The organism is Flavobacterium rivuli WB 3.3-2 = DSM 21788, from assembly GCF_000378485.1.
Classification (GTDB): Bacteria; Bacteroidota; Bacteroidia; order Flavobacteriales; family Flavobacteriaceae; genus Flavobacterium; species Flavobacterium rivuli.
The window spans coordinates 44245-58014 of record NZ_KB899974.1; the positions used below are offsets into that span (position 1 = coordinate 44245).

Sequence of the window (13770 nt, forward strand, 5' to 3'; positions counted from 1 at the left end):
ATACACATGGTATATATCTGTACAGGCATTAATATTATTTTCAGGCTTCTAACAAAAAAACCTGCAAACGTTCAGATTTGCAGGTTTTATAGGATTTTAAAGACATTAGTCTGTTTCCACTGGGTGTTTCCAAGACACTAAAAACGTCAAAGTGGAGTGAGTGGGACTTCTATCGAACACTTGATACCTGTTTTGACTTTTTTTGAAAATATAAAATGTAGTAATTCGCAACGTTTTACATAGTGATTAACCTTATTATCTATAGTGTTATGTATATTAATACTAGAATTGAATCTAAAACTGTTTTTGACTACAGCATTAAAACCGTCATTTTGCCAAACTGCTGTTAGACATAGCTATTTTCTAATGGAGAGATAAATATTTATTTGTGTCAGTTGTAAGTCTATCCACTAACATTTCTTGAATTTTCGATTTATTGTCTCCTTCGATGTCCTCTGTTATTTTCAATGCTAAACTTATATTTTGTGTAATGACTAATTTTTGATGATACTGTGACATTTTTAAAATTGTCTTGTTATACAAATAAAAGAAAACTGCAGCAATCAATTCACTTATGACTCCCGCTCCTGTAGTTACATATGCTGGACTTGTCTTGTCAAAAAACATCATTATGATTCCAATTATAACTATTATAAGACCTGCAACTGAAGCAAATGATGCAAGTCTAAAACTTTTATCCGCTTGTTCCTGTGTCTGTAAATAATACTGATCTAAATATTTAAAATTTATCTGTACCAGCTTTGTGAAAAAGTTTTCTGATATGTTTTCTTGAAGTTCTTCTGTCCCATGTTTAACTAACTCTAATTCAATTCTTCTGAGGGCATTTGATGCATTCATTCTTAAAATTGTCATTGGATAGGCATATGTAAAACCAGCGAAAAGAATTCCGATAAATATGTATGGAATAACTCTTTCAGGAGTTATTGAGTGAAATGAACTAATGCTAAAAAAGCTGTAACCTCCAATTCCACCAATTACTATCGCAAGTAACCATCCCCACCAGGTAAAACTTCTTGAGCTTAATCTCTGTTGGTATAGTTCTTTTTTTTTCTTAAGAACTTCTACAGATTCTTTTTCTGCTTGGTCGTTTATATTTGTTTCCATAGTTTGTTTACAATTATACCTAAAGTATTGCCGCTTACCGATGACGTGGCTTTGCGAGTGTCAAGCTACGATTAATTTACGAAAAATTGAATCTATTTTAAGAAAAATCAACTAAGTAATTTGTGAAGTATCCTAAAAAATAAAGCCACTGTCTCCCAGTGGCTTTATTTGTCTTTTGTGGAGCCGCCGGGAATCGAACCCGGGTCCAAACAGGGAAGCAAAGAGCTTTCTACACGCTTATTTTCCGATTAGGTTTTAGATAGTATGATAGGCCGGAAACCGCCACACACTACTTAGCTTCTGTTTTCTCAGGGCTGCCGCGAAGCGAAACAACCCCCAGGTTTACTTTTACGGTTCTCCTAAACGAAACGCCATAAACCGAGGCTTTTCAGGAGAATCCTGCCTCCCTGCCTTGCAGGGACGAGGCTAATCTTACTTTAATTTAGATTATGCAGCTAGAGCGTAGTTATTTTCGCCGTTTAAATGTTTGAAGCGATGATATACGGAAACAGCTTCATTTCCCGACGTGCTTACTGTTCAGTTCGGCCTGCTGTCAAAACCAGTCGACCCCAATTGTATATTTAGTATTGCAAATGCAATGCCAAATACTGTTGCAAATATAACAATATTTTTTTTTGTTTTGAGTTATATGAGAAATGTATTTATGTTATATTTGAATGCAAATAATAGATGTAAAGTGATAATTTGTTAGTACATCGATTTCGTTGTTATTAAACTAACAAAAATAAGTCATAATTTCTAAAATCGACATTGCTATGAAATTTGGGATAATTAAAGAAAGAAAATCTCCACCAGATAAAAGAGTAGTATTTTCTCCTACAATGCTTTTGGCTTTTAAAGAACAGTTTCCTCAGGCTGAAATAAAAGTTGAATCGTCTGATATACGTATTTTTAAGGATGACGAATACAGGGCTGCAGGTTTTGAAGTAACTGATGATGTAACTGATTGCCATGTGCTTATAGGTGTAAAAGAAGTACCTGTTAATGCATTATTACCTGGAAAAGATTATTTCTTTTTTTCGCATACTATTAAAAAGCAGCCACATAATCAAAAAATGCTGCAGGCAATAATAGATAATGACATTACATTATATGATCATGAAACAATTACCGATGTTGCAAACCGCCGCCTTATAGGTTTTGGCCGATATGCGGGCATTGTGGGTACATATAATGGTTTTAGAGCATTTGGGCAAAAGTTTGAATTGTTTAATTTGCCAAAAGCCGAAACACTTGAAGATAAAGAAGCAATGATAGCAAGGTTAAAACGCGCTGTAATGCCACCTGTTAAAATTGTGCTTACCGGTAAGGGTAAAGTAGGAATGGGGGCAAAAGAGGTACTTGATGGCATGAAGGTAAAAGAGGTAAGTGTAGAAAACTTTCTTACTAAAAATTATACTACCCCTGTTTATGTACAGGCAGATGTTCTGGATTATAATAAAAGAAAAGACGGGTGTGTGGCCACCTCAAATCAGGATTTCTTCGATAATCCCGGTGATTATGTTTCAGATTTTGCACGTTTTGCTCAGGTTGCCGACATTTTTATAGCAGGGCACTTTTACAGTAATGAGGCACCACATATTTTAACACGCGACATGCTGCGTGATAAGAATACTAAAATAAAGGTTGTAGCAGACATTTCATGCGATGTTGAGGGGCCTGTAGCATCTACGGTAAGGGCATCTACAATTGCAGATCCTTTTTATGGTTATAACCCCTCAACAAACTCTGAGGTAGATATGCACCATCCGTCTGCTATTGTTGTTATGGCGGTAGATAATTTGCCGTGCGAACTGCCTAAAGATGCCAGTGAAGGGTTTGGGGAAATGTTTTTAAAGCATGTAATACCAGCTTTTTACAATAATGATAAAGACGGAATCCTTGCCCGGGCCAGAATTGTTGAAAAAGGCAAACTGGCAGGAAAATTTAAGTACCTTAACGATTATGTTCAGGAAAATGTGCCCCACTTGTAGGGGCATTTTTTTTGCCGTATAAGTAAGAATTTTTTTAACTTTGATTATATAAACTTTCCAAATCCATCCATAAATGAAATTCACAACAACCTTTGTCTGCCTTTTGGCGTGCACGTTATCTTTAAAGGCACAAAAGCAGGGAACAACCAAAAAAATTAAACCCCGCAACGAATTTGTTACCAATCTTATGGGACAAATGACGGTTGACGAAAAAATTGCCCAATTGGTACAATTTACTGCCGATGGAACTGTAACAGGACCTAAAGGCGGTAATAATTTTATAGACGAAATTAAGAAGGGCAACGTAGGTTCTATACTTAATGCCACAGGTGTAGACTATACCCGCCAGTTACAAAAGATCAATCTTGACAATTCGAGGTTAAAAATACCCTTGCTCTTTGGTTATGATGTTATCCATGGTTACAAAACTATTTTTCCTATCAATTTAGGCGAAACAGCATCATGGGATTTAGAGGCTGCAAAACTTTCGGCACAAATTGCTGCGGCAGAGGCAGCAGCATCGGGTGTACACTGGACGTTTGCACCAATGGTAGACATTACCCGCGACCCGCGTTGGGGCCGGGTATCAGAAGGTGCCGGAGAAGATACTTATCTGGGTTCTAAAATGGCTTATGCCCGTGTTAAGGGTTTTCAGGGCAATAATTTAGCCGACCTTTATACCGTACTTGCCTGTACCAAGCACTTCGCCGCCTACGGTGCGGCCGAGGCTGGCCGTGATTATAATACTGTAGATATGAGCGAGCGTGTTCTTCGCGAAACATATTTGCCACCTTTTAAGGCTACCGTAGATGCCGGTGTGGCAACATTTATGACCTCTTTTAACGAAATTGGGGGAGTACCGTCTACAGGCAATAAATTTTTAGTAAACGGTATACTTAAAAAAGAATGGGGATTTAATGGTTTTGTAGTTACCGATTATACAGGTATTAACGAAATGGTTGCCCATGGTTTTGCCAAAGATGAAAAACATGCAGGAGAGCTTGCTCTTACTGCAGGTATAGATATGGATATGGTGGGTGGTGTATTTTTAAAGTATTTAAAGCAATCATTAGCCGAGGGTAAAGTTACCCAGGCACAAATTGATGATGCCTGCCGCAGGATACTGGAAGCTAAATTTGACCTTGGCCTGTTTGAAGACCCTTATCGTTACAATGATGCAAAAAGGGAAAAGGCTACGGTTTATAAAAAGGAGTATCTGGATGCGGCTTTAAGTATTGCCAATAAATCTATGGTATTGCTTAAAAACAGCAATAATGTATTACCACTTCGCAAAGAACAAAAAGTTGCATTTGTAGGACCGCTTGTAAGCGACGAGTTTAATATTATAGGATCCTGGGCAGCTCTGGGCGACCGTAATGGTTATGCCGTTAGCGTGCAGGAAGGTATTAATAAATTGATTGCCGATAAGTCTAAAACTACGTTTGATAAAGGCGTCGAAGTATTAGGCACTAAAAAAGAATTGATGCAGGCAGCGCTCGACAATGCCCGCAAAGCAGATGTTATCGTAGCCGTAATGGGTGAGCTTGAAAACATGACAGGCGAGGCGGCATCGCGGACCAATATTGATTTGCCGGGAATACAAAAAGAATTTTTAGCAGAGCTTAAAAAACTTGGTAAACCTGTTGTTCTTGTATTAATGAACGGCAGGCCACTTACTCTAACATGGGAGAGTGAAAATATGGATGCCATACTTGAGGCTTGGTATCCGGGCACCATGGGTGGCGATGCTATTGCACAAACCCTTTATGGAATAAATAACCCGGGAGGCAAATTGCCAATGACCTTCCCGCGAAGCGTAGGGCAGATACCTGTTTATTACAATCACAAAAATACCGGAAGGCCATATTTTGGCAATAAAGATTCCGAGCAAAAATATAAATCGCGTTATATAGATTCGGATAATAGTCCCCTATATCCTTTTGGCTACGGATTAAGTTATACAACCTTTAGCTACTCTAATTTAAGGCTATCGTCTAAAAACCTTACTGTTTCTACAAAAATCACAATAAGTGTAGATGTTACTAATACCGGTAATTATAACGGTGAAGAGGTTGTGCAGCTTTATATAAAAGATATTACAGGGTCTGTTACAAGACCTGTAAGGGAATTAAAAGGCTTTGAAAAAACAGTATTGAAAAAAGGGGAGAAGAAGACTGTAATTTTTGAAATTTCTGCCGAAGACCTTAAGTTTTATAACATAGATATGAAATATGTTGCAGAGCCGGGAGATTTTGAAATTTTTGTAGGTACAAACTCTGATGCTTCACTGTCTTCACAATTTCAGCTTAATATTAAACAGGATTAATCCAATCACAAATAAGTGTGTTTTGCACATTTATTTAAATATCTATTAATAATTGTGTGCATTACTTTATGTAAAAGCCGGGTTTATATACTTTTTTTTAGCATATTTGCTATTCTGTAAAAAGTGTTACGTAACTTTCGCACATGAAAATTAACATTACTGATTTGGATAAGATAATACGGCCGCGCGCAACCTTGCTAAGGCGTACTATCTTATCCATTTTTTTATAAATATTCCCAACCCAATAACCCAAATACAACCCAAACTTTCTTTAACCCTTTAACCCAAACCCAAACTATGAGTTCAGCTACTACGCAAACTAAATGGGCCCAGTTTATCCCGCTGGTTACCGTTTTCTTTTTCTGGGGATTTATCGCTGCGAGCAATGACATTCTTATCCCTGTTTTTAAAACTGCCTTTAACCTTACCCAATCACAAAGCCAATATGTTTCTATTGCTTTTTATGTGGCTTATACAATAGGTTCTTTGCTTTATTTAGGTATTTCATTTCTTATAAAACAGGATATTGTAAACCGTCTTGGTTATAAAAATTCCCTTGCCCTGGGTCTATTTATATCGGCGGCAGGAACCTTATTATTTTATCCGGCTGCAGAAACCGGTTCCTTTCCATTAATGCTATCAGGGTTATTTATTGTTGGCCTTGGGTTTTCACTTCAGCAAACAGTTGCAAATCCACTGGCAATTAGCCTTGGTCCAATAAACACAGGATCTCAGCGATTAACACTTGCAGGTGGTATAAATAACTTTGGTACAACTATAGGCCCGCTTATAGTAAGTTATGCCATTTTTGGTTCTGCAACATCTCCTGCAACAACTGTAGATATTAATAGTGTTAAGGCTCCTTATCTTATTTTAGGTGCTGCTTTTGTAATAGTGGCTGTATTTTTAAAATTCTCATCATTGCCTAACCACCCTGAAGTAGAACTTGAAGAAGAAGTTAAGGTAGTAACCACTAAAACATCTGCGCTGCAATATCCTCAGCTCCTAATGGGTATGCTTGCTATCTTTTTATATGTAGGTGTAGAAGTTTCTACAGCAAGTAACCTGCCTGCCTATCTTGAAGAAGGTTTAGGCTTTGCCACAAGCGCTGTGGCTCCATACGTGTCTTTATACTGGGCAAGTCTCATGATAGGCCGTTGGGGTGGTGCTGTAGAAGCTTTTACAAGTGATAAAACTATGCAGACTATACTTAAAGTCGTTGCTCCGTATTTAGCCTTTGGTGTTTTCCTTGGGGTAAATTACATAATGGGCCATGAGCTTGCGCCGTTTTATGTGTATGCAGTAATTATAGTAGTTCTCATCGCAGCCGATTTTGCAAGCCAAGGTAATCCGGCTACTATGCTTATGCTGTTTGCTTTGCTTGGTATCGTGGCATTGCTTACCGGAATGTTTACAGAAGGTACTGTCAGCATTTATGCCTTTACAAGCGTGGGCCTTTTTTGCAGTACTTTATGGCCATGTATCTTTACACTTGCTGTTACGGGGCTTGGTAAGCAAACCAGCCAGGGCAGTAATTTCCTTGTAATGATGATTATGGGCGGTGGTGTAGTAAGTTATATACAAGGTGCCGTTGCAGGCGCAATAGGCATTCACCTAAGCTATATAGTAGGCGTTATTTGTTTTGCATATCTTGCATTTTACGCCATTACCGTTAAGGGCATCCTTAAACGCCAGGGATTCGAACTTGGCCGTGTAAGCGGTGGCGGACATTAGAAAAATATTTTTGACATTTAAACCGGCTTTATGCCGGTTTTTTTTATTTCATAATTGTGTTTAAGCTTCAAATCGAAGCGTAACGTTTATATTAAGGCCTTATGTTATTCTAAAATTTTCTATTTATATTACAAATTTGCCGATTATTTACTATGTAATTAAAAATTAGTGGTTTGTGGTTTCATTATCGTTGAAATACGTTTTTTCATCGATAAAAAGATTAGTTAAACATGTGTTAATATTTTTGTTAATGTCTATATTTGTTTTATAGATAAATAATTATAGTCATGGAGATGATGAAACATTACTTCGTAGTACTTGAACTGCCCGGCGGCGAAGAATTGAAATTTACAGATGGTAAATGCAGCCCTAAACATTTTTGGGAAGATGCAACAAATGCTGTTAGTTTGGGCAATACATCAATAATAAGCAGTAGGGAAGATACCGGCGTATGCGAAGAATTCTGGAAATATGTAGGAACGTTAAAAAAGTTTACCACGTTTGTATTGGTGCATTTACACTTATGCCCAAATGAATTTGTAAGCCAGTCAGAACTTAATAAAAAATTTACCGGGATATCTTCTTATATACAAGAAGAAACGGTAATAGATGCCGCATATAATTTTCAGTTAGTAACAATTGATGCGTAATGCTATTTCATAACGGTTTTTTACTAATCAAAAATCGTTTATAAATCGATGAACTGCGATGATTTATCGATGATATGCATGCATTTAATATAATTTTATGCCGGGGTTAATTGTTTGATAATCTGTGTGTAATATGCTTACATTGATTGTATATTTATAAGTAAACAGATTATGCCATGGAACATTATTTTGTAGTTTTAGAGCTGCCAGGCGGCGAAGAACTAAAATTTGAAAAAGGCAAAGACAGTCCGGAAAACTTTTGGCAAATGGCTGCCGATGCCGTTAATAAGGGTAAAGCTAATATTATTTGTAAAAGACAGGATACGGGAGTATCTGAAGAATTACGGAAATACCTGCAGCACGTTAAAAAATTTACCACGTTTGTACTGGTACACATGCATTTTCATGCTACCGAATTTTTAAATGAAAAACTTATTTTAAAAAAATTATCAAAGTGGCTTATAACGCCTTCTCCTAAAATTGTTATAGATGCTGCGGATAATTTTCAGTTAGTTACAATAGATATGTGATAGTATGGAACAAACTTACATTAGACTTCAACATTATAAAAATTTAGCCTTCATAGAAGGAGTTGGTATCATGCAGGCATCTTTTTTGCCATACCATTTATAACGGTTACGCGCTATAAAATCGTAAACGCCGTTTGATAATACTTTTGGCAGCAATGTAAAAATAGAAAGTAAAGAATACACGGCCCCAAGTTCTTTACCTATTTTTAGGGCAGCCTCAGCTTTATAATAATAAGCCTCTCCCGGAATATAAAGTATAATTGAATCTGTTTTAGAGGTATCTATACCAATATGCTGTATAATTTCCTGCCCCAGGTCTGACTGGATAGCTACAAACCTGAAAATATCTTTTTTGTCGCGCTTAATTAAAAACTGCACGGTAGCATCGCATAGGTTACATACGCCATCAAATAATATTATTTTTTTATCTTTTGGTACATTTTCCATAATCTTACTTGTTATCCCAAGTCATTGTTACATTTCAATATTAGGAAATTTACACATTACTTTTTCATGGCCTCAACAAGTTCTAATGACTCAAGGTCTACTTTACTGGTAAAGATTCCGTAATTAACAGTTGCTTTCTTTTTCTCAATAGCATCAAGCGTACCTACGGCTTTACCGTCGACCATGCGCACACGATCGCCTATTTTAAGTATTGCTTTAGGTTTATCTACAGGCTTTTCCTTAAGCTTTTTCTCTTTCTTTTCCTGCCTAATTTCTTCAACCTTAACTTCAACTTCTGCAATGACCTGTTTTTGTATAACCTCTTTAACTTTCTTTTCTTTAGGCGTAACCTTTTTACGTTTAGAGTTTTCTATCTCTACCATTTTAAGGAACTCACCTATAAGGTCTTTCTTGTTTTTATTGTTATAGTATTTTTCGCTCATATCTTCCAGCTTCTGTCCCAGATAAATAAGGCGCTGGTTAGCATCATATAATTCCTGATAGCTTTCAAGCTTTTGCTGAATCCGTGTATTTATACCCTCCATTTTACGGCCTTCTTCACGGGCACGTATCTCTTCTTCTTTAAGTGTCTGAGACGTTTTTTCAAGCTTAGAGCGCTCTTTTTGCAACGTAGCAATAGTTTTATCAAAGCGCACTTTACTGCCTTCAATTTTTTTCTTGGCACGGTTTATAAGCCCGTATGGTATGCCGTTTTTCTGGGCTACCTCAAAGGTAAAAGAACTACCTGCCTGGCCTAATATCAGCTTATACATAGGCTCCAGCGACTTTTCGTCAAAAAGCATATTAGCATTTGTGGCATAAGGCAGCTCGTTAGCAAGTATTTTAAGGTTGGTATAGTGTGTGGTAATAATACCAAATGCTTCGCGATGGTAAAATTCTTCTAAGAAAATTTCTGCCAAAGCCCCACCCAATTCAGGATCAGATCCTGTACCAAACTCATCTATTAAAAAGAGTGTCTTGTCATTACACTTCTTTAAAAAGTAGTTCATGTTCTTAAGGCGGTAACTGTATGTACTAAGATGATTTTCAATAGATTGATTATCTCCAATATCTGTCATTATCCTGTCGAACAAAAAGGTTTCACTACGTTCATGTACCGGTATCAGTAAACCGCACTGTAGCATCAGTTGCAGCAAGCCAATAGTTTTAAGTGTAATACTTTTACCACCCGCATTAGGGCCGGATATCACAATGATGCGATTATCCGGTTTCAGCTCTATAGTCTGCGGGTAGGTTACCTGGTTCTTTGCCCTGTTGTTTACATACAAAATAGGGTGGAAGGCTTCCCTGAAATACAGCCTGCGTTCGTCGTTTATATGAGGCAATAAACCGTTTATCCTTTTGGCATATTTTGCTTTTCCGGAAACTACGTCTATATCTGTTAAAAATTCCTGATAGTCATAAAGTAAAGGAACAAATGGACGAATGGCGTAAGAAAGCTGCATTAATATGCGCTTAATTTCTTCCTTTTCTTCATACTCAAAATTATTCAGTTCGCGCGAAAAGCGTAAAGTAGCCTCCGGTTCTATATAAGCAATACTGCCCGTTTTAGAACTGCCCAGTATAGATCCTTTTACCTTTTTGCGGTACATGGCAGATACTGCAAGTACCCTGCGATTCTCTACCACACTTTCCTTAATATCGTCAAGGTAACCTAAACCATTGTACTGGCTTAAGGCCATAGTGAAACTCTGGTTTATTTTTACCTTAACCAAATTCATTTCGCGACGAATATTTTGCAACTCGGGCGAGGCATCATCCTTTATGTCGCCATATTTATCTACAACCTTATCTATAAATTTAAGGATGTCTTTTGTGTATTCTACCTGTTGAGCACGCGCATTTAGGGTAGGGTAGTAATCGTTGAATTTATCAAGGAATTTAACCAACGTATTTACCGTATCTGACACTAATGCAATTTTGCGGAAAGCACCTGCATCAAGGTAGCTGTCTTCTATGGCAAGAAACTTAACCTCATTGGTTATCGATTCAAACCCGTGGTTGGGCAGGGCGTTGTTATTATCAAAAGAAGAAACGTACTCTGATGTTTGCAGCAACGCGTCCATCAATAACTCCTTACTTTTTAGTGGAGTTATTAGCAATGCTTTTTCACGGCCGGGCTCTGTTGTACAGGCGGATGCCACAGCTTCGAGTACTGTATAAAATTCTAAATCTTTTAGTGTTTTTTCTGTAATGCTGATCATTCTTTTAGTAAAGCAAATTCTATGCAAAAATACTACATAATCATGCAGCCTGCACAAATGTCAGGTAAAGTTTAAGAATGCTTTATAATGCTTTGCGACTGCATTTTTTATATTTGTACCAAACTAACAAAGAATGCAGGTAAACATACACCCATCCTGGAAGGAAGCACTGGCTGAAGAATTTGAAAAACCTTATTTTGAAAACCTGATACATTTTGTAAAACAGGAATATACACAAAATACCTGCTACCCGCCGGGCAAGCAAATTTTTGCTGCCTTTGACCATTGCCCTTTTGATAAAGTTGAAGTTGTTATACTGGGTCAGGATCCGTATCATGGGCCGGGGCAGGCTAATGGTTTGTGTTTTTCTGTAAATGATAATATACCGCCACCGCCATCTTTACAAAATATCTTTAGGGAAATTAATACCGACCTTGGTAAAGCTTTCCCGCCAACAGGCAATCTTGAACGATGGGCAGATCAGGGTGTACTGCTGCTAAATGCTGTACTTACAGTTAGGCAAAGTGAAGCGAACAGCCACCAGGGTAAAGGTTGGGAAACGTTTACAGATGCGGTTATCCAAAAAATATCTGACCAAAAAGAAAACGTGGTATTTTTACTATGGGGAGGATCTGCTAAAAAGAAAGGGGCAAAAGTTAACCGTAACCGTCATTTAGTTTTAGAATCAGGGCACCCATCGCCTTTAAGCGCTAATAAAGGGCATTGGTTTGGCAATAAACATTTTAGTAAAACCAATGCTTTTCTTGCAGAAAAAGGCAAGAGGCAGATTGAGTGGTAATACAGTAAGGATGTTTTAAGTCTGATGTCCGAAGTCTTATGGGTGATTACTATAGCTTCCTGACATCAGACATCATAACTTTTTACCCTCAATCAAAAGTTAATGCTCCTAATATTTCTTCACTCATAAAAGGCCCACCAGGAAAATTTGCGGTATAGTCAAGATTAAGCCATATCTGTCCGCGCTCATCTACATGGTAGTGAATTTCCTTGCCACGGCTTTCTTCTACAAACAGCACTTCTTTAATAAGATAGTTGGCTGTTTCAAGGTCGGCTTTTGTTCCCACGAGCATTTCGGGGTACAAATGCCCTCCAGTATGTATAATTCTTGGTGTACCACCAATAGCTTTTATACTTGCCGCCATAAGTATGGCATGATCATCGCAATCGCCGGAAAAGTGCTGTAGCGATTCTGTTGCACTTGCAATGTACTCGTGTCCTTTAGGATCGTCAACATAATTCCAGCGGTTCCTTATCTCTTTAAATACTGCAAAGCACTGTACCATCCTGCGCTTGCTGCCGGTACCTTTTACGTTTTTAAAATATTTTGTAGTTGCCATTGCGGCAAAATTACGCACAGCAGGATCCTGATAATCTACAGCATCTATTATAAGGCCCTTGTTAGGAAAGGGCAGTAGTTTAGATATTATGATATCCTGCGGGTTAGGGTCATCTGCCATGGTATATACCATTGAGCGGTAATCTTCGTAAACCGCATTAAAGCCGTATTTGCCAAAAACCGATCCGTATACAAGCACTACCAAATACATTGCTATGCATATAATAAGTACTGTTTTTAAAAGCCGTAAAATAAGTTGTATAGCCGTAACAAGCGTTACAAATATCAATATTCTGTCTAAATGAAAAGGCCATTCCGGATCTTTAAGATTTTGGTGCAGTATGATAAATAACGGAATGGCTATAAGTATATTAAGTAAAAAAATGATAATAGAATCCCAGGGCTTCTTTACCTGAAGCCTGTCTTTTAATTTCTTTATTTGGGAGAAATCGGGTTTTACCATCATGGGTATGCAGGCAATTATCCCGCAACAGTTTCAAAAGCAATCTTTTTGTCTATAATTTCCAGGCTTAATAACTGGTTCTGTAAAGTGTCAAACGTTTTTTTGTCCAGTTTCTTTTGCGACCATTGGGTTAAATCCAGCCATTCTGCAATATCTTCAACTTTTTGTCCGTAACGTTCGGCAAGAGTCCTGTCAATACTTGGTATTTCTTTAAATTCTTCGGTAGTCTGGTTAATGATATCCAAAACTGTTCCAATAGCATCGGCGTTGTTTTTTAAAACCTCGTTGCGCACTGCTATTACAAAGCTCGGCCATGGGGTAGGGCAATCGGCTACGCGTCTAAAAATACCTTTGTCTACTATAGGCTTTGTCATAAAACGCTCCCACATAAAATAATCGGCAGTGCCATTGGTTAAAGCTTCTACAGCACCATCAAGTGTATTTATTATTTCAAATTGTAACGTTTTTGTATCCCAACCCTGGTTTTGTGCATTTACATAGGCCATAAGATGCGAACCGGAGCCATAACGGCTAATGGCAACTTTAACGTTTTTAAGGTCGGCCAGTTTTTTGTAGTCAGATTTTGCACCTACATGTATACCCCAGATTAATGGAGATTGTACATATACCTGAACAATTTTACTATCGTTACCTGCAACAATATCCTTAACAATACCTTCGGTTAGTATTACGGCAATATCAGTTTCGCCATCGCGAAGCATCTGGCACAGTTTGCCGGTACCTTCTGGCACATCTGTCCATTGTAAATCGACTCCTGCGTCTTCAAATTCGCCATTTTCTATACAAAGGTGCCACGGCAGGTTAAAATGTTCCGGAACGCCGGCTATTTTTAATGATTTCATGTGTAGTATTTATAATGGATAAAGGTAATAAGAGAAATTCAATAACTAAAACCTTT

Annotated in this window: 11 protein-coding genes and 1 other RNA gene; 6 read left to right on the plus strand and 6 right to left on the minus strand. The window is 37.7% G+C overall.

The features are described 5' to 3' along the window. Positions 1-363 precede the first annotated feature (363 nt). Entirely contained in the window at positions 364-1125 is a 762-nt protein-coding gene (locus F565_RS0117195) for a TRADD-N-associated membrane domain-containing protein (RefSeq protein ID WP_020214485.1), read from the minus strand. Between the two features lie 175 nt (positions 1126-1300). Further along, positions 1301-1696, minus strand: a transfer-messenger RNA (tmRNA) gene (gene ssrA / locus F565_RS22745). A gap of 205 nt (positions 1697-1901) precedes the next feature. Here ssrA and F565_RS0117200 point away from each other — a divergent pair. The 5 genes from F565_RS0117200 (at position 1902) to F565_RS0117220 (ending at position 8359) form a co-directional block, all read left to right on the plus strand. Next, the gene (locus F565_RS0117200; protein WP_020214486.1) at positions 1902-3119 is read left to right on the plus strand and encodes an NAD(P)-dependent oxidoreductase; all 1218 of its coding nucleotides are present in this window, start codon (positions 1902-1904) and stop codon (positions 3117-3119) included. A gap of 73 nt (positions 3120-3192) precedes the next feature. Then, entirely contained in the window at positions 3193-5445 is a 2253-nt protein-coding gene (locus F565_RS0117205; protein WP_020214487.1) for a glycoside hydrolase family 3 N-terminal domain-containing protein, read from the plus strand. Positions 5446-5742: 297 nt separating this feature from the next. Next, a complete protein-coding gene (locus tag F565_RS0117210; RefSeq protein WP_020214488.1) occupies positions 5743-7179 on the plus strand; it encodes an MFS transporter in 1437 nt (478 codons plus the stop codon). 287 nt (positions 7180-7466) lie between these two features. After that, positions 7467-7829: a hypothetical protein gene (locus F565_RS0117215; RefSeq protein WP_231559627.1), complete on the plus strand. Its 363-nt coding sequence runs from the start codon at positions 7467-7469 to the stop codon at positions 7827-7829. A gap of 176 nt (positions 7830-8005) precedes the next feature. After that, positions 8006-8359, plus strand: a complete 354-nt coding sequence (locus tag F565_RS0117220) for a hypothetical protein (RefSeq protein ID WP_020214490.1) — start codon at positions 8006-8008, stop codon at positions 8357-8359. Between the two features lie 33 nt (positions 8360-8392). On the opposite strand, the gene F565_RS0117225 is transcribed toward F565_RS0117220, so the two are convergent. After that, positions 8393-8806 carry a thiol-disulfide oxidoreductase DCC family protein gene (locus tag F565_RS0117225; protein ID WP_020214491.1) on the minus strand — a complete coding sequence of 138 codons (414 nt, stop codon included), beginning with the start codon at positions 8804-8806 and terminating at the stop codon, positions 8393-8395. Between the two features lie 56 nt (positions 8807-8862). Beyond that, the gene (locus tag F565_RS0117230; RefSeq protein WP_020214492.1) at positions 8863-11031 is read right to left on the minus strand and encodes an endonuclease MutS2; all 2169 of its coding nucleotides are present in this window, start codon (positions 11029-11031) and stop codon (positions 8863-8865) included. A 133-nt stretch (positions 11032-11164) separates the two neighbouring features. Here F565_RS0117230 and ung point away from each other — a divergent pair, with 133 nt between their 5' ends. Then, complete coding sequence (gene ung, locus F565_RS0117235; protein WP_020214493.1) at positions 11165-11830, plus strand: uracil-DNA glycosylase; 666 nt, start codon at positions 11165-11167, stop codon at positions 11828-11830. 88 nt (positions 11831-11918) lie between these two features. Here the strand turns inward: ung and F565_RS0117240 are convergent, their stop codons facing one another. Both F565_RS0117240 and F565_RS0117245 read right to left on the minus strand, forming a co-directional pair. Continuing rightward, positions 11919-12854: a transglutaminase-like domain-containing protein gene (locus F565_RS0117240; RefSeq protein ID WP_020214494.1), complete on the minus strand. Its 936-nt coding sequence runs from the start codon at positions 12852-12854 to the stop codon at positions 11919-11921. A 14-nt stretch (positions 12855-12868) separates the two neighbouring features. Next, the gene (locus F565_RS0117245; protein ID WP_020214495.1) at positions 12869-13714 is read right to left on the minus strand and encodes a substrate-binding domain-containing protein; all 846 of its coding nucleotides are present in this window, start codon (positions 13712-13714) and stop codon (positions 12869-12871) included. Between the last annotated feature and the right edge of the window lie 56 nt (positions 13715-13770).

Coding starts and splice junctions, on each gene's coding strand:
- F565_RS0117195 (WP_020214485.1), bottom strand. CDS start 1,125: ATGGAAACAAATATAAACGACCAAGCAGAAAAAGAATCTGTAGAAGTT.
- F565_RS0117200 (WP_020214486.1), top strand. CDS start 1,902: ATGAAATTTGGGATAATTAAAGAAAGAAAATCTCCACCAGATAAAAGA.
- F565_RS0117205 (WP_020214487.1), top strand. CDS start 3,193: ATGAAATTCACAACAACCTTTGTCTGCCTTTTGGCGTGCACGTTATCT.
- F565_RS0117210 (WP_020214488.1), top strand. CDS start 5,743: ATGAGTTCAGCTACTACGCAAACTAAATGGGCCCAGTTTATCCCGCTG.
- F565_RS0117215 (WP_231559627.1), top strand. CDS start 7,467: ATGGAGATGATGAAACATTACTTCGTAGTACTTGAACTGCCCGGCGGC.
- F565_RS0117220 (WP_020214490.1), top strand. CDS start 8,006: ATGGAACATTATTTTGTAGTTTTAGAGCTGCCAGGCGGCGAAGAACTA.
- F565_RS0117225 (WP_020214491.1), bottom strand. CDS start 8,806: ATGGAAAATGTACCAAAAGATAAAAAAATAATATTATTTGATGGCGTA.
- F565_RS0117230 (WP_020214492.1), bottom strand. CDS start 11,031: ATGATCAGCATTACAGAAAAAACACTAAAAGATTTAGAATTTTATACA.
- ung (WP_020214493.1), top strand. CDS start 11,165: ATGCAGGTAAACATACACCCATCCTGGAAGGAAGCACTGGCTGAAGAA.
- F565_RS0117240 (WP_020214494.1), bottom strand. CDS start 12,854: ATGATGGTAAAACCCGATTTCTCCCAAATAAAGAAATTAAAAGACAGG.
- F565_RS0117245 (WP_020214495.1), bottom strand. CDS start 13,714: ATGAAATCATTAAAAATAGCCGGCGTTCCGGAACATTTTAACCTGCCG.